This is a genomic window from Bacillus sp. G402, from assembly GCF_051172515.1.
Taxonomy (GTDB): Bacteria; Bacillota; Bacilli; order Bacillales; family Bacillaceae; genus Bacillus; species Bacillus altitudinis.
Genome location: NZ_JBPIZC010000001.1, coordinates 748459 through 764153 on the forward strand (window position 1 = coordinate 748459; position 15695 = coordinate 764153).

Consider the following 15695-nt stretch of genomic DNA (forward strand, 5'->3'; position numbering starts at 1 on the left):
TTTATATTGGTGAAAATTCAGTCATACGATCTAAAGCGTGAGCAAGTGATGAAGCCGTTTGAAATTCATTAAAAGGAAGTCCAAGCTGTACAGCCGTTTGAGCAATTTCTGGTCTAATACCTGAAATGGTCGTATCAACCCCGATTAACCGAAGTGACGTGACAAGATCAAAGATTTGATGTGCTACCATCGTATCAATGATGACGACACCCGATAAATCAATACATAAATGTTGAACACCTTTTTGCGAACACTGTTTTAATGTATTTTCTAAGATAATCTTTGCTCGCGCAGTGTCAATATCTCCAACTAAAGGCAATAAGGCAACATGACTTTTTAACACAATGACTGGGGAACTCAACTCATAAATCATGTCTCTTTGTGCAACGAGTTTTTTGGTGGTATTTTTCACATATTGCTGAATAAAGACATGAATTGAAATGTTAAATGCCTCAGATATCAAATCATACCAATAAAATATTCGGTCAATGTCAATATCACCTTGATGCTGTTTTATAAACTCTTTTAAGTAATGAAGAACCACTCTTTGATTGGACATATATTCTCTCACGACGTAATCTAATGGCGTGTTCAAGTGCTTCGGATCACTTGCTAAGTCTTCAGACCATTTTTTAAATTTCGTATGTAAATACGTCTTGTCTTCAATAAGTGCGCGTATAAAATGCTGATAATAATCTTGATTTTGCCGTTTTAGCTCTGCTATGATGCTGGAATCTGTTGAACGATAAATGGATTCTGGATCATCATCCTCAATTGATTCATACCATGTTTCAGTCAGTTTCTCTGCATGTTGCATGAAAAAATCGTATAATGCACGGTTCTTTTCCATAAGCATATGTCCCTTCACATTTTCTACTTGTCAGTCTTTGTACCTGATGGATTGATTGTACCACTGAATCTTTTGTACCTGCTAGCTCGAATACGCTCCTGTTGAACAAAAAGAGCCCCTCTCAAGGAGCCTCTTGTCTATGTTTATTTGACAATAAATAAAATTCGTTTCCCGTCAGGATACCCACTGATTTGATGCCCGACCCATGAACCAGCGCCTCTATTATCTGATGGACTGACATATTGAACGCTCGCCCCCTTTCCTCCTTCAAGACACACCGCCATCGGCCATTCATCCCGGTCAAAACCAGGTTTTGTGGGAATTCCTTTTAATGATTCTTGCCTGCGGGCATCTGCCCCATTTCGGTCAATGGTACACACGTCTGAGTGTCCTTTTCGAATAGCTTCTTGAATATGACTGCCTGTTTCAGGATACCGTTCCTTAGGAAATTGAATCACATGATCATAACGATCTGCCCCTTTTGCGAAACGATCCTCTCCAAAACCACCTAATAACGCACCCATCCAAATGACAAAACAAAGAACGACAGCAGCGATCCAGCCTTTTCTCATCTTCAAAAGCTCGTGACCTCCTCATACTTTTGATGAAATGATGTTGACTTGAAGGGAATGAGTCATTTTTAATGTATGAGTGGCTGAGTGATGACATGTGAAAAACATGAGCTGAATCTTCCTAGATACTGATCCATAAGAAAAAACGAATGATCTCTTCATCATTCGCCTTGTTCTACTTAAGATATTTCATCTACTCTATATAATGTTTCGTTTTGTGAAGACATCTCGGACGGCATCCCCTCTTCAGCTGATGAGGATCGTTTATATTCTTCAGATAAGATGACTGTACCATGTGATTTAATCCAGCTAACCAATTTGCTGTTAGCTGATGACTGATTGTCTGGTAATAAAAAGTATTTCACCTTTCCTTGTTGAATAAGTGCTTTTAATTTGTTGACAGTCAAAATAGGATCTGTCCCATTAAAACCACCTAATGCCATGACATTCTCATCTTCATCAATGATATATGGCGCTGCGGTAACAGTCGTAAGCATTGCAAATAAATACGTTTCACCTGTTTGATGAGCCTTTAAATAAGTGAGTAAGCCTTGATCGACACTAGATGTAAACATGTTCCCTCCTCGTGAACTAGCCAGCTGTACACCTGCCTCTGGAAGAACAGCATTTCCACCATAGATGATTGGGGTGGCGGACCAAAAACCTGGAAACAGTAACAGCGTTGTCAAAGCAGTGATGAGCAGTCGTTTCATTATCAATTGTTTTTCTCTATACATCAGCAATAGGATAGCGATACTTGTTCCCGCAATCGCAATGGCATACATCCAAATACTACTGATTTGAGTCGTATAGTTACTCAAAATATACCCTTGGAAGATGGCTGTAACAGCGATTGCTGCTGGAAGCAAATACGCAGATACTCCTTTGTTTGCCTTAAATAACTCTTTCATCTTCTTAGCTCCTATGCCGCTTAGTGCTGCGATAGGCGGGGCAAGCATAATGAGATAGTAATGGTGAAAGAAACCCGCAATACTAAAGAATCCGGCAGCAGGAATCAGCCATGCTGTCCAAAACATCGTTTGTTTCCATTCATTTAATTGAGCTTTTCTCTCCTTCCACCAACTGATGATCATCCCTAAAAGCCCAAACAAAGCAAACGGCAGCATCCAGCTGATTTGACCTGACAATGCAGATTGAAATAAACGAAATACGCCGGGATTCCCAGTGCCATTCATATTCATACTTTGTTGACCTACAGCACTTCCAGGCGGAGAACCACCACCTGGACCATGTTGAGGTGGCATCATTTGATTTTGGGATGGAGGCGGCTGATTTCTGTTTGACTGATCCTCTGACGAATCGCCTAATCCAGAATGATCTGGCATCACCATACCTGCTTGCTGGTTCATGTCTCCAAAGGATTTCCCTGTCGTCTGACCAAGCAGCCGTTCCGTGCCGTTATAACCAAAGGCAAGTTCTAACACTGAATTTGTTTGGCTGCTTCCCACATAAGGGCGCTCACTTTCAGCTGTCATATCTACAGCAACTGCCCACGATAGAGATAAGCAGACTAATACGACCATAGAGCATAAGAGAGAGAAAATTTTCTTTTTTAACGGTACGCGAGCAGCAATGAAATAGTAGAAAATAAATGCTGGAACGACCATAAACGCTTGCAGCATCTTCATATTAAATCCTACCGCTACCAAAGCGAAGGCAATAAGAAGCCAGCGCAACTTCCCTCTTTTTACAGCACGCATCAAGAAATACGTACCCGCAAGTAATGTGAAGACGAGCATACTGTCGATATTGTTCGTTCTGCTCACAGCTGCGGCAATTGGTGTGAGAGCCATAACGGCCGCTGACACCCTTGCAGCACCTTGACCGAAAGCCGGTTTTATCATGAGATAAAGAAGAAGAACAGACCCCACTCCAGCAAGCGCCTGCGGCAATATCACACTCCATGTATGAAAGCCAAAAATAAGTGCACTGATGGTTTGAATCCATAAAACGAAGGGTGGTTTATCAATTGATACGAATCCAGTTGCATCAAACGAGGCATAAAAAAAGTGATGGAAGCTTTTGGACATACTTTTGACTGCAGCTAAATAATATTGATTGGCACTGTCATTCTGCCAAATTTGATAAGTGTAGAGAAAAGCTGCGATCAGTAAAATCAACAACAATATCATATCTATTTTTTTATTTTTCACTCATATCTCTTCTTTCTTTTTCATTTATTTCATTCAGCATAGCTTTTAAATATGAAATAGTGATGAACAAAAAAAGAAACTTTTCTGCATTTGACGATAAAAAAAGCCTGTCCCCTGTAAAGGAAACAAGCTGAATGCCCTATTTTTTATTGCGCCTTCGCATAGTTGATAAATTCAACAAAAGCAGCAGTCGCTTTTGGTCCGCCGTTGATCGTTCCGTTTGAATAACCCGCATTATGGACCCCAACGATTTGTTGGTTCTGATCTAGCATCGCAGAGCCAGAGTTTCCGCTAAATGTATCGATCGTATAGTATGCGAGATTCGTATCTTCTCTCGTGACTGGACCTGACATTTCCCATTGTGACACTTTGCCAGTCGATCTCATTTTATCACCTGGATATCCAGAAATTTTAATCGTTGTACCTGTTAGATTTGTCACTTGACGAATAGAGCGGTAGCCGACCGTATTTCCAATGTTCGTATCTGTTTTAATGACGGCAAAATCATATTGACTCGCCCCCGTGTTGATATATCCGCTTGGTACATAGAATTCGGTCATGTTTGCTGAGCCGTTCACGGCCGTGCTGTCATTCATGCCTGGGTAGACAGACCCTTTTGCACTATAGCTTCTTGTGGCTGTATTGTAGACACAGTGTCCGTTTGTCAATATTTTGTTTGGAGCAATGAGTGTTCCGGTGCAGCTAGATCCGCCAAATGTAATATAAGCAATAGAATTATAGGGGGCTACTCTTGTATTCGTCACTTTTGTTCTACCATCGTCTCCAATGACTACTTTTGTTTGAAAGTCTTTTAAATATTTTGTGAGTGGTTTTACTTTTTCGCCAATAGTAGAAGAGAGATCATCCACTTTGTCAAAGGATGAGGGGGTTTTCATATCGTTGTGGAAGTCAGCTGAAGAAATCACCTTTCCGTCAGAAGTCACCATGTCATAGTCAGACGTAAGTACTGAATCAGATGCTGCATGGGCAAAACTAGGCACACTTAAAGCACCAAAAACGAGTAGAGAAGGGATTAATTTTTTCACCTTTTTCATCATATTCCTCCTTTATGTCCTATATCAAAAATGATACGATTGTTTCATATTGGAGTAAATGAGAGAATATTCTTATTTTTTACAAAATATTTCATTTGTAAATTAGGTGTTTTGTATCTTCCAAATATTTATTCTAGCGATCTCTCTTTGAAAACAGAAAAAACCGCCAATTTGGCGGTTTCAAGATTGTTGACAAAGGGCTAAAATGTGATTTATTTTAGCCCTTTGTCTTCTTTTCAGTGTGATAGAAAACCTTTGCAGCCCTAGGAAGGACGAGTACTGGAGCGAATTTGACATTCGTGAGCACCAGCACGCAGGACTGACAAAGAATGTGAGGGTTTGTCTACATGCTGAAAACCGCCAATTTGGCGGTTTCAACATGATCAGCTCCATACATCTTTTACATATCTGTTGTCATTGGCTAGAGATGTCAACCATTGTTCAGCTGTTTCTTTCGCACACTGTTTCTCAGTCTGATACAGTTCAATAAGTGTTGCCTCGACATCTGGTGCCATGACCTTTCCATCCCCGCAAATATACAGGTAGGCGCCTTTGTCGAGCAATTTAATGAGCTTGGCTCCATCATTTTTAATGAAGTGCTGGACATACACTTTTTGCTCCTCGTAGCGAGAGTAAGCACGGTGGATGGTGACGGCTCCTTTTTCTTCTGCAAGCTGCATTTCGTCATAATACAGATCATCTTCATGCGGGTGGCGGCAGCCAAAATAAAGATGGGCTTCACCTAACGACTTCCCTTCATTTTGCCATGCTTCCCTTGCCTGAATGAACCCTCTAAACGGGGCGATACCTGTTCCTGGTCCAATCATGATCATTGGTATTTCAGGAGAAGGCGGCAATTCGAATCCTGCTTGAGCTTCATGGAGGAAGCAGGCCACTTCATCTCCTTCTTGCAGTCCGCATAAATAGTTTGATGCGACGCCTGCATATTCACCGCGTCCGCTCCATGATTTTCCTTTCACAACAGCTACTGTGATACTAAGCCTCTTTTCATCCACCTTTGGCGAACTGGAGATCGAGTAATAACGAGGCTTCAATCCTGGTAATAGGGCTAAGAAATGATCAAATGGCAGTTCACATGCTTCGTATTGTTCTAGTAAATCAAGCATGGTCACACGCTTCTTTAATACAGCTTCTTGATAAATTTCTCCCGCCATTTGTTCAAGTTCAATACGATGAGGTGGGCATACCGTATATTTTGCAAGATCTCTTAGCTGAGTACGTGTCACAGGCTCTTGCAACTCTACATGTGACGCCAACAATTCTCCGATTTGAATTGGCTGATTTAATGGTAAATGACTTGCTTCTTTTTCCGAAGAGAGTATCATGTGCTGCTTGGGATCCAACTTAAAACGATCGGTCACTCGCTGAACGAGTGTTGCACTATTTTTTGGCACGATTCCGATATGATCTCCTTCTTTATAGTGCTTGCCTTCAGGTAATTGAAGTTCGATATGCCTTGTTTGGCGGGTACTTTTTTCAGATTGTAATTCTTGATTTTTCAATACAACAGCTGAAAAGGCACCGTATGTTTTAGCTACAGGACGTTCCACTAGCTCATTCGTATATGCAATGGATAGGTTTGGCTTTTCTTGGCGTTTCTCCTGCAAGGTTAAATTGAATTCTTTTGCAAGCTCATCGAAGACTGTCTTCTGGAATGTTTCTTTATCTTCATCCATATCACCGCCCGCATCGCCTTCACCAATATCCGTTACACGCTTCGCCCCTTTTCTTTCAAGTGCTTCATCAATCAGACGAGGAATACGCTGATATGTGCTCGCCCAATTTCGATCTCCGCACCCAAAGACTGCAAATGTCACGTTTGATAGATCCTGCTCCTCATCTTGCGTCACCCAATCCACAAACTGTTTCGCATGGTCAGGCGGATGACCGTTGTATGAAGCCGTTACAATTAAAACTGCGCCTGACTCTGGTAACTTTCGAGTATAATCATCAAGCGGTGCCGTTGTCACGTCAAACCCTTTTGCTTTCCCGTCTTCAGCAAATTCGTTTGCCATCTGCTTTGCTGTGCCCAGATTTGATCCGTACAAGACCAATAGCGGTGTTCCATGACTCGCTATTTTTGCTTCAGCAGATGCCGTGCTTTTTGTTGGTTCTTCTTTCGGAGGCGCCATAAAGAATTGCTGCTTTCTTGGCCGCACTTTGATTTTAAAATCATTCGGCTTAATGGTCAGAGATTCTTTTAAATCCAGTTCATACGACGTATGGTCAATCAGTTCAAGGTTGTGCAGAACCATCGCCAGAACCATCGTGGCTTCATGAAGGGCAAATTGCATCCCAATACATGCACGCTGGCCATTTCCGAACGGTTTATAGGCATGCTGTGGAATCTTTTCAGGATGCATAAAACGTTCAGGCTTGAATTCTTCTGCATCCTCCCCCCAAACCGCTTGATCCCGATGTAATTTAGGAAGCAGCACATTGACACTTTGGTTTTTTTGGATCGGATATTTTCCTCCAATGACTGTATCCTCTTTCGCATAAAGAGAGAACGTAGGCGCCGTCGGCCAGAGGCGAAGTGCTTCATTTAAGACCATACGCGTATAACTTAGTTTTTGAACCTGCTTAAATGTCGGCAGTCCGCCTTGTAGCACGTTGTCTGCTTCTTGTACGGCTTTTTTTAATTTGTCTGGATTCTTTAGTAAAAAATAAATCGCAAATGACAACAATCCACTTGTTGTTTCATGACCTGCTATTAAGAAGGTAATGATTTGATAACGGATATTTTCATCCGACAGGCGTTCACCTGTTTCAGGATCCTTTGCATGTAGCATGAGAGAAAGTAAATCATTGCCCGTTTTATCTTGTTTTTTCCGTTCTTGAATAATGTCATCTACTAATTGCTTCATAAAATCAACATCTTGTTCAAATTCTTTTCTTCTTTTGATCATTAATTTATCTGCGACCGGCAATCTGCTTGCTTGATCCATCGCTTCATTTAAACCATTCAGCATGCTTTCAATAAATGGATGTTGATTTTCTTTATAAAAGCTGTTAAATCGAAAATCAAAGCCGCATAGCCCGATCGTATCTAAAGTGAGCTTTGTCATATCTTCTGCTACTTCAATTTCTTCATCACGGCCCGTTCTTTGCCATTTTTGTACAAGCTGTGTGGCAATATCGAGCATCATCTCATGATAGCCCTTCATGGCCTGCTGGCTAAACGCCGGCATCAAGATGTGATGAGCCTTTCTCCAATTCGGCTCTTCTGTCCAACTTGTGAATAACCCATCCCCTGAAAATGTTCTCACTTTATTGAGACTGCTTCCAATGAATTTATCAAAACGCCTCTCATCAAATACTTCTTTAGCAAGTTCATGGCTGGAAACAAAAATACTTGTTGCTTTTGAAAATTCAAACTGAAAGATCGGCCCTAATTCATCTGCCAGCCGCCAAAAGGTTTGAGAAAGCTCTCCTTTTTTGATATGAGGAATATTTTTTAAAGGTCCGTATGTTTTTGGTTTTGGAATGATTGATGTTTGTTGCATGTGCCCACTCCCTTTATTTCTTTATGATGCAACGCTAATGGCACGCCATAAGCATTGCTCAATATCTTCTAAAAATTCAATCGTTGGTTCAATTTCCTCTGCTAGAATCTGTTTATGAAGCTGAACGAACGCTCCAAATACAATGGATAAAATCGTTCTCCCTGAAAGATTTGGATGAATTCCATCCTTTTTGCCTTCTTCAAAAATATGAAATAGCTCATTTAATAGCTGCTGCATCTTCTCTTTACTTTTCTCATCTAAATAGTGTGAGCGTTTGTCAATTTCTAAGAAGTACAGACCACTTGGATTCTCTTTTGTAAAGAGCACTAAGCAATAAAAGACATGTTTGAAATAAGCCCTAATGCTTGCTTTAGGGTCTGGACTGTTTGTATTCACCTTGTCGATAAATGCAGTCAGGCTTCGCTGGTATAAAATGTTCACAAGAGCCTCTTTACTATCAAAATAACGATAAATGGTTCCTGCTCCAACATTGGCTCTTTTCGAAATCATCGGCATCGTTGTACCGTCAAAACCCCGTTCAATAAATAAGTCCAGAGAAGCCTTCATAATCTGCTCCTGTTTATCAGTAGTTGCTGCGGGCATTTCATCCTCTCCTTTCGTTTTATCAGGAATGAATATTCATTCCGCTTGGTGTATATTATATTAATATTTTAAATTCTTCTATTTATACTTAAACATACTTATTTTTCTCCGTCACTACATTTTCTGAAAATAATAATAATTGAGAAATGATACCTAGATAGATGACATCCAAACGACTTATAAATATTGGCAGTTCTGTGACGCGCGGGTGTCGACTGAACTATATGTTCATTCTTGGTCAATTGGAGAATGGATGTGATCGTCATATGTATCAATATATAAACTGCCATTACTTGAACGAACCGCATAAACAATGTCTTTTAAAGACAGCTGCCTTTTTTGAATTTCTTCATATATCCACTGCTCCGTTAATTGGTTTTCATGAAGGTTTTTCAAAATGAGCTTTCCGTCCATAATGACTTCAATGGGCATGTAACGCTCTGCCTGCATCCATAGGTTAAGATCTTTTCGCGTGACATAATCAAATGAAGGGTATTTTTTCACCGACATATGCCCATCTGTTTCAATCATTGCAAATTCAACTTCACTAATGTCAAACACATTCTTTTCTCTGAGCTGTTGATTTAAATAATCAAGTGTATACCTCATTCCTTTCATATTCTCTTCAAGGATTTTGCCATTTTGAATCACAAGCGTTGGTTTACCGGCCATAAAACCTCTCACCTTCCGGCTTCTTAAAGCAAGTAAAGAAATCACATAAATAATGATCACAAGTGTCACAAAAGAAATGGTTGTGTGATGAAGCGGAAGCGTAGTATTAAACGCCAAGTTCGCCGCAATTGAACCTAGACTGATCGCCGCAATGAAATCAAAAATATTCATTTGTGCAATGGTTTGCTTTCCAAGAAGACGGGCACCGCCGAATAAAATAGCAAAAGCAAATATGGTTCGAAGTATGACTTCAATATGATCTGGCATTTCAGCTTCCACCTTTCGATTTCATGAAAAAAAGCCTTTTCTCTAGAAAAGACTCTTTGTTAGACTATGCATTTATTCCGTCATTATTCAAATGGCCCGCTTCCGTTTGCTCAAATTGTGAACGCAGCTCAATGATTGAGCTGTTTCTCACGTTTACTGGATCTTGCTCGAGTAGCCATGTATAAAATCTTGCTCGCTCTGCTGTTTGCAAAGCCTGCATATATTTTTGGGTGGAGCGCTTATCTGCAACACGCTGTTTAATGGATCGCATTTGCTTCCAAAATTGATAATAAGGAAGCTTTAACTTGGTCATAAAGCCGCTATTATCCTCAATGACATAGCCTTCTTCTTTGATTGTGTCATCATGTGATACAGATTGATACCATTTATAGAAAGAGGTCCAATCATGAAACACTGCCACTTGCTGTTTGCACCGCATGCCAAGCTGTTCACTGAGCCTTTTCACTTCAGCAAATGGTTCTTTTTCATAGCTCAGCTGACGCTTCACGATATCAAGTAAAATGAGTTGATCATGATCATATGTGATAATATGCGGATCTTTCCCTGGCAAAATGACTTCAAATACAAGGGATACATGGTTGTCGCGTACGTATGATTTGATGTAATCGACCTGCACATCGTCAAAGGTCGCATAAAATAGCTCTTCGACCCAAGCAGCATGCTGATTTTGCTTCACATGTGACGTATACGATTTGGACGTAAACACCAGCTCATCTTTTATGTCGTTAAACCCAACCGTGCCTAAGTATCCATTTGCTTTATCAAAGACCGTCACAGGAAATTGAAGATGATTCACTAAATGCTGCATTCTGGTTTCAGGACGTTCATCAATATTAAAGAACTTATTATAACTTCTAGACACAATCTGCTTTGAAGTCATATTGATAAACAACCCTCTTGCTTTGACATTTATTTCATCCCATTGTCTTTCACTAAATGCTTTTTTGGTGAAATTAAAAGATGAAATATCGTGTGGCAGCTTTAATTCCTGTACATATTCATGCTGATCTAAATGGGCTAAAAAATCATCCAGCGTCACATTGGGCTGAACAAAGACCGGTTGCTTGTTTTCAGAAGCTCTGTAGACAGGATTGTCAATTTCATGTGTCTCAATCCCGCCTGCTGTGATTTTTAACACACGCAGCTGTCCGCCAAATTCAACCTGACCTTCGAGATTATAAGATCTATCCGCCGCTTGGATAGGCAGTCTATATAAATTGCGATGACCATGAATTTGAATGATATCTAATCCAGAAGTGTTTTGCACAAATAAGTGGTCAATGTCATCTGAATATTCACCTACTCCGTGAATAAGCTGCTGCGTTGAGACATGCAGAAGCTCTTCTGGCAAATGAGCAAGCCCACCATGGGTGACAAGAAATGTCTGACCATGATACGTAAAATAGGTGAGCTGATGAAATGTTCTGACAAACTTCCTTAATTCTTTTAGGTCAAAACCTGCTTCCGCAATTTCAGGCGCAGTATGACGGTTAAACATATTACTTCTCACTTTTTCTTCATGTGCATATTTGTAAAGATGCTGATCATGATTTCCTTCAATGACGATCACATTGCGGCATTCTCTATGTGCCAGCATCCATTCTAACACTTCCTTGTTTTCTATTCCTCTATCAAGCAAATCACCTGCAAAGATATAAAGCTCGTTTTCTTTCAAGTCTCCTTGCAAATAAGTATTTAGAGCTGTGTAACAGCCGTGAATATCACCGAAGACATGAATGGCCTCATACTGATCAAAAGATCTGGGCTGATAAGTCATAATAGCTGGATATTCCTCAGGCATCAAAACGGTTACCCATGAAGGCACCTTCTCTGTCTTTAACCGTTCATTCATTTGATATAACACAGATTCCTTCACTACTTTGTGCGGCTCTCGACCGCGATTTTGCAGCAGGGATGTTTCAAGAGGCACTTGCGTAAAATCGACAACATACACTCTATAGCGATATGAAGTAGCTAATGATTTATACTGCGAAATGGACTTACTTGTGACATGTGTTGCATCAATGACAGTAAAGTCTCCTCGTTCCATTCGGGCTGTGAGGAGTTCAAATAATAAAGACCAGACTTTATGATCATGTTTGCTTGAAATTTCCGGCTTCCCATTGACTGATAACTGCGGAGGCTGGGTTAACAGACGGATCTGATCCGCTGATAATGTATATGGTTCTAAGCCTTGTTCTTTGATCCAAGTTGATTTACCTGCACCTGGGAGACCTCGTAAAAGGACTAAAGTTCTCATAATGGTTCTCCTTTAATGAGTGATATTTTACCTATTATAGATAAATTATGGATAAATCTCAATCTTTTATTTTTTATGGCAATATATAGATATAAGGAGGGTTACACATGCCTAATGAAGCGAATACTGCATTCAACATTGGGGATATCGTATTCAAGTATTTTCTCTTCTATTTATTGCATTGATCGTGACCATCGTTGTCATCGCGATTCGAATGATACGAAGAAAACAAGTGGAATTGAAGAAAGTCGAGGCTAGATTAAACAAAGTAATTGAAAAAAATCATTTAAAAGAGTAAAAAAATCCGGGAGTTAACCGGATTTTTTTGTTTTCATCACGATTCCTTGTCGCTGCTGCATCAAAAAGAAAAAGACACCTAAAAGGACAAGAAGACCACCGAACATTTGCATCAGCGTGACTTTCTCTCCAAGCAGTAAAACAGCGAGTATCGTTGCCCCAACAGGTTCGCCTAGAATACTCATTGAAATAGTTGTCGCATTCACATAGGTTAACAGCCAGTTGTTAATGACATGGGACATGGTAGGGATAATGGCGAGCAGTAAAAAAATCCCCCATTCTTTACCCGAATAGCCCACAAAAGGCGTTTGCTGTATAAGGTTAAATAAAATTAAAAAAAGGCCGGCAAAACCAAATACACAAAAACTATAAATCCAATGAGATATCTTTCTCACAGCTTGTTGACCGATTAATAAATAACAAACAACAGCGATTACACTGAAAAAGGATAAAATGTCTCCTATAATGGCGTCTTGGCTATGTCCGATATCCCCCCATCCGATCATGAGCGCACCAACAATCGCCGCACACATTGTGAAAATGGCTGACTTCGTTGTTCGTTCACGAAAAATGAGAAATCCGCCTAATAATGACACCATCGGCTGAAGTGCAATGATGATTGTAGAGCTCGCCACTGTGGTGAGCTTCAATGAGCCGAACCACAAAACAAAATGGAGCCCTAAAAAGAAACCTGACATACATAAGAAAAACCAGTCTCTCCGCCTTAACGAGACAAACTCTTTTTGACGCGGCAGAATAAAGGGAAGCATCAAAACCGCCGCAAATATCATTCGATACATACTTAAAATAGCAGCAGGCGCACTTGACCACTTCACAATAATGGCCGAAAACGAAATCGCAATGATTGAGATCACAAGCGGCACCGCAATCGACTTCTTTGGAGCATTTGTCTTCATTTCCATTAGCAGCTTCCTTTACATCAGCAGTAGATGAGCTTCTCATCTTGTATGACGTCATCTTACTATGACTATTCGCCTAGAGGCAAGATGAATTTTAAGAATGTTTACATAAAAAAGGCTTTGTTCACGAAAGCCCCAGATTGTTGACAAAGGGCTAAAATGAACTTTATTTTAGCCCTTTGTCTTCTTTTCAGCGTGATAGAAAACCTTTGCAGCCCTAGGAAGGACGAGCATCGGCGCGGAGCGAATTTAACATCGTGAGCACCGAAGCACAGGACTGACACCGAATGCGAGGGTTTGCCTATACGCTGAAGCTTTCTTCACGAAAGCCCTTATTCATCATCTATTAATACATAAACAGCCCGCACCGGCCCATGAACACCAACCACTAAATTCATTTCAATATCGGCAGAATTACTTGGACCTGATATAAAATGAATGGCGCCTTTCGTCTGCTCTCCTTCTTCTACTAGGCGATGAAGAGCTGAAACAGCATGAATCATCCGCGGGACAATTGTGCTTTTTTCAATACATACGATATACATCATCGGTAAAAAATGAAGTGCTCTCCCTTGACCTTGATGGGAGGAAAGAACAACGGTTCCGGATTCTGCAAGTGTGTAATCGCTGAATACCACTGCATATTTCGCTTGTTCTGCCTGCCTTATATTTTCTTCTCTTGATGTATCTGCATTCCAGCTAGTGACTGAGATTCCTTCTTTCTGCAAGGCTTGAAACATAGGATGACATTCATATTGTGCAAAACGTCTATCGCTCGAAGTCATCACAGGACCTTCTCCATACTCTTTCATCAATAATCGTAACGTTGAGGGTGCTTCTTTTGGTGTTGTTTCTACCACTCTCGTATGAATTTGCTGACATTGCACCTTCAATTGCTCTACCAATTCTTCTTTCGACAGACCTTCATTTGTTTCCCAATTGACTCGATGCTTCCAAACCGGACGCCGAATAGATGCAGGCTTGGAGGAGCTTTTGCCTAATTGTTGCTGGATATGTGCTAAAAATGAATCCCGATGAGAAATGGTTCCTTTCATTGCCGCTCCTCCTTTTGTTTCTTTTTAAACCAATCCCGAAACCTTTCTTTGCTTGGCGCTGGGAGGTCACGAATTTCTGTCCAATTCTTTAAAGGACCCGCACCTTTTGAAATCTGTCCGTTTGAAGCCATACGTTTCAAGAGCACAGGGGCTGCTTTTGTGCCAAATCGATACATTCTAGGAGTGGATACGCCCATTCCGAACATTTTCATTGCCATCATTTCCACTTTAGGCGCTCTCCCCTCTTTTTCAACGATGACTTGTCGATGTTTGATTAATAATTCGTGAAGTGGAATTTTCACTGGACAAGCATCTGTACAGGCTGCGCACAAACTTGAGGCGAAAGGAAGCTCTTGGTAGTCGTCATATCCTCCAAGTAGCGGCGAAAGAACAGCACCAATCGGACCCGGGTAAATTGATCCGTACGAATGACCGCCAACATGCCGATAAACGGGGCACACATTGATACAGGCTGCACACCGAATACATTGCAAAACTGGCTGAAATTCTGTCCCTAATATGTTTGACCGTCCGTTATCCACAATGACCAAATGGAACTCTTCTGGCCCATCAACTTCTTCTTCTCCTTTTGGCCCCACGACAGAGATATAGCTTGTTAACTTTTGACCTACTGCGCTTCGGCACAATAGACCGACAAGGACATCGAGCTCCTCCATCGTTGGTACAAGCCGCTCCATCCCCATGACTGCGATATGTGTCTTTGGAATGGACGTGACAAGATCCGCATTCCCTTCATTCGTCACAAGACAAATCGATCCTGTGTCAGCCACAGCAAAGTTACAGCCCGTCACACCAATGTCTGCTTCAAGAAATTTTTCTCGTAACAAAGCTCTTACAAATTTGGTCATTTCTTCAGGAGTCTCTGACATATCATATCCAAGCTTTTCGTGAAAAACTTCCCGTATTTGTTCTTTCGTCATATGAAGGGCTGGTGCCACGATATGTGAAGGTGGTTCATGGTCATCAACTTGAAGAATATATTCTCCAAGATCGCTTTCAACTACCTCGCAGCCAATCTCTTCTAGCGCTTGATTCATTTCAATTTCTTCTGTGACCATTGATTTTGATTTCACGATCTTTTTTGCTGCTTTTTTTTGTGCGACATCTTGAATGTACGCCGATGCCTCTTCCTTTGTTTTTGCAAAAAACACATGACCTCCACGTCTACTCACGCTCTCACTTAATTGATATAAGTAGTCATCAAGGTGGGCAAGTGTATGCTGCCTGATGTCCTCTCCAAGTTCACGCCACTTTTCCCAGTTTCCAAGCTCTTCACTTGCAGTCATCCGTCTTTTATACAGACGCTCCTGTGCAGAGGAAACAGCTCTTCTCATCACATCGTCTTCTAATCCTTCGCCGATCCGCTCTTTAAAAGCCTTCTTTCCAATTTTCATACTCATG

Annotated in this window: 12 protein-coding genes; 1 reads left to right on the forward strand and 11 read right to left on the reverse strand. The window is 40.9% G+C overall.

The window, feature by feature from the left end; genetic code table 11:
* Position 1: 1 nt before the first annotated feature.
* The 8 genes from ACSBQP_RS04035 to ACSBQP_RS04070 form a co-directional block, all read right to left on the reverse strand.
* Positions 2–850 (reverse strand): STAS domain-containing protein, encoded by an 849-nt coding sequence (locus tag ACSBQP_RS04035; protein WP_008343823.1) that lies wholly within the window; start codon positions 848–850, stop codon positions 2–4.
* A 143-nt stretch (positions 851–993) separates the two neighbouring features.
* Positions 994–1374, reverse strand: coding sequence for a NucA/NucB deoxyribonuclease domain-containing protein (locus ACSBQP_RS04040; RefSeq protein WP_230677017.1), 381 nt, complete (start codon positions 1372–1374; stop codon positions 994–996).
* Between the two features lie 227 nt (positions 1375–1601).
* Entirely contained in the window at positions 1602–3596 is a 1995-nt protein-coding gene (locus ACSBQP_RS04045; protein ID WP_435028204.1) for a glycosyltransferase family 39 protein, read from the reverse strand.
* Between the two features lie 146 nt (positions 3597–3742).
* On the reverse strand, positions 3743–4651 hold the full coding sequence (locus ACSBQP_RS04050) for a trypsin-like serine peptidase (protein WP_008343827.1): 909 nt from the start codon (positions 4649–4651) through the stop codon (positions 3743–3745).
* A gap of 383 nt (positions 4652–5034) precedes the next feature.
* Positions 5035–8178: a bifunctional cytochrome P450/NADPH--P450 reductase gene (locus ACSBQP_RS04055; protein ID WP_136944339.1), complete on the reverse strand. Its 3144-nt coding sequence runs from the start codon at positions 8176–8178 to the stop codon at positions 5035–5037.
* Between the two features lie 21 nt (positions 8179–8199).
* Positions 8200–8781 carry a TetR/AcrR family transcriptional regulator gene (locus ACSBQP_RS04060; protein WP_017359589.1) on the reverse strand — a complete coding sequence of 194 codons (582 nt, stop codon included), beginning with the start codon at positions 8779–8781 and terminating at the stop codon, positions 8200–8202.
* A gap of 228 nt (positions 8782–9009) precedes the next feature.
* Positions 9010–9720 carry a DUF421 domain-containing protein gene (locus ACSBQP_RS04065; protein WP_017359590.1) on the reverse strand — a complete coding sequence of 237 codons (711 nt, stop codon included), beginning with the start codon at positions 9718–9720 and terminating at the stop codon, positions 9010–9012.
* 64 nt (positions 9721–9784) lie between these two features.
* Positions 9785–12001, reverse strand: coding sequence for an RNA ligase (locus tag ACSBQP_RS04070; RefSeq protein WP_254001271.1), 2217 nt, complete (start codon positions 11999–12001; stop codon positions 9785–9787).
* Positions 12002–12115: 114 nt separating this feature from the next.
* On the opposite strand from ACSBQP_RS04070, the gene ACSBQP_RS04075 reads away from it, so the two are divergent.
* A complete protein-coding gene (locus ACSBQP_RS04075) occupies positions 12116–12259 on the forward strand; it encodes a hypothetical protein (protein ID WP_169476029.1) in 144 nt (47 codons plus the stop codon).
* A 53-nt stretch (positions 12260–12312) separates the two neighbouring features.
* On the opposite strand, the gene ACSBQP_RS04080 is transcribed toward ACSBQP_RS04075, so the two are convergent.
* The 3 genes from ACSBQP_RS04080 to ACSBQP_RS04090 form a co-directional block, all read right to left on the reverse strand.
* The gene (locus ACSBQP_RS04080; RefSeq protein ID WP_435028205.1) at positions 12313–13221 is read right to left on the reverse strand and encodes a DMT family transporter; all 909 of its coding nucleotides are present in this window, start codon (positions 13219–13221) and stop codon (positions 12313–12315) included.
* 329 nt (positions 13222–13550) lie between these two features.
* On the reverse strand, positions 13551–14273 hold the full coding sequence (locus tag ACSBQP_RS04085; RefSeq protein WP_025207389.1) for a LutC/YkgG family protein: 723 nt from the start codon (positions 14271–14273) through the stop codon (positions 13551–13553).
* Entirely contained in the window at positions 14270–15694 is a 1425-nt protein-coding gene (locus tag ACSBQP_RS04090) for a LutB/LldF family L-lactate oxidation iron-sulfur protein (protein WP_435028206.1), read from the reverse strand. The genes ACSBQP_RS04085 and ACSBQP_RS04090 overlap by 4 nt, the downstream gene beginning before the upstream one ends.
* Position 15695: the final 1 nt, after the last annotated feature.

What these genes read in the sequence shown, in the direction of transcription:
- ACSBQP_RS04075 (WP_169476029.1), top strand. Translation starts at nt 12,116, where the DNA reads ATGAAGCGAATACTGCATTCAACATTGGGGATATCGTATTCAAGTATT.
- ACSBQP_RS04065 (WP_017359590.1), bottom strand. Translation starts at nt 9,720, where the DNA reads ATGCCAGATCATATTGAAGTCATACTTCGAACCATATTTGCTTTTGCT.
- ACSBQP_RS04060 (WP_017359589.1), bottom strand. Translation starts at nt 8,781, where the DNA reads ATGCCCGCAGCAACTACTGATAAACAGGAGCAGATTATGAAGGCTTCT.
- ACSBQP_RS04050 (WP_008343827.1), bottom strand. Translation starts at nt 4,651, where the DNA reads ATGAAAAAGGTGAAAAAATTAATCCCTTCTCTACTCGTTTTTGGTGCT.
- ACSBQP_RS04040 (WP_230677017.1), bottom strand. Translation starts at nt 1,374, where the DNA reads ATGGGTGCGTTATTAGGTGGTTTTGGAGAGGATCGTTTCGCAAAAGGG.
- ACSBQP_RS04080 (WP_435028205.1), bottom strand. Translation starts at nt 13,221, where the DNA reads ATGGAAATGAAGACAAATGCTCCAAAGAAGTCGATTGCGGTGCCGCTT.
- ACSBQP_RS04035 (WP_008343823.1), bottom strand. Translation starts at nt 850, where the DNA reads ATGGAAAAGAACCGTGCATTATACGATTTTTTCATGCAACATGCAGAG.
- ACSBQP_RS04085 (WP_025207389.1), bottom strand. Translation starts at nt 14,273, where the DNA reads ATGAAAGGAACCATTTCTCATCGGGATTCATTTTTAGCACATATCCAG.
- ACSBQP_RS04070 (WP_254001271.1), bottom strand. Translation starts at nt 12,001, where the DNA reads ATGAGAACTTTAGTCCTTTTACGAGGTCTCCCAGGTGCAGGTAAATCA.
- ACSBQP_RS04090 (WP_435028206.1), bottom strand. Translation starts at nt 15,694, where the DNA reads ATGAGTATGAAAATTGGAAAGAAGGCTTTTAAAGAGCGGATCGGCGAA.
- ACSBQP_RS04055 (WP_136944339.1), bottom strand. Translation starts at nt 8,178, where the DNA reads ATGCAACAAACATCAATCATTCCAAAACCAAAAACATACGGACCTTTA.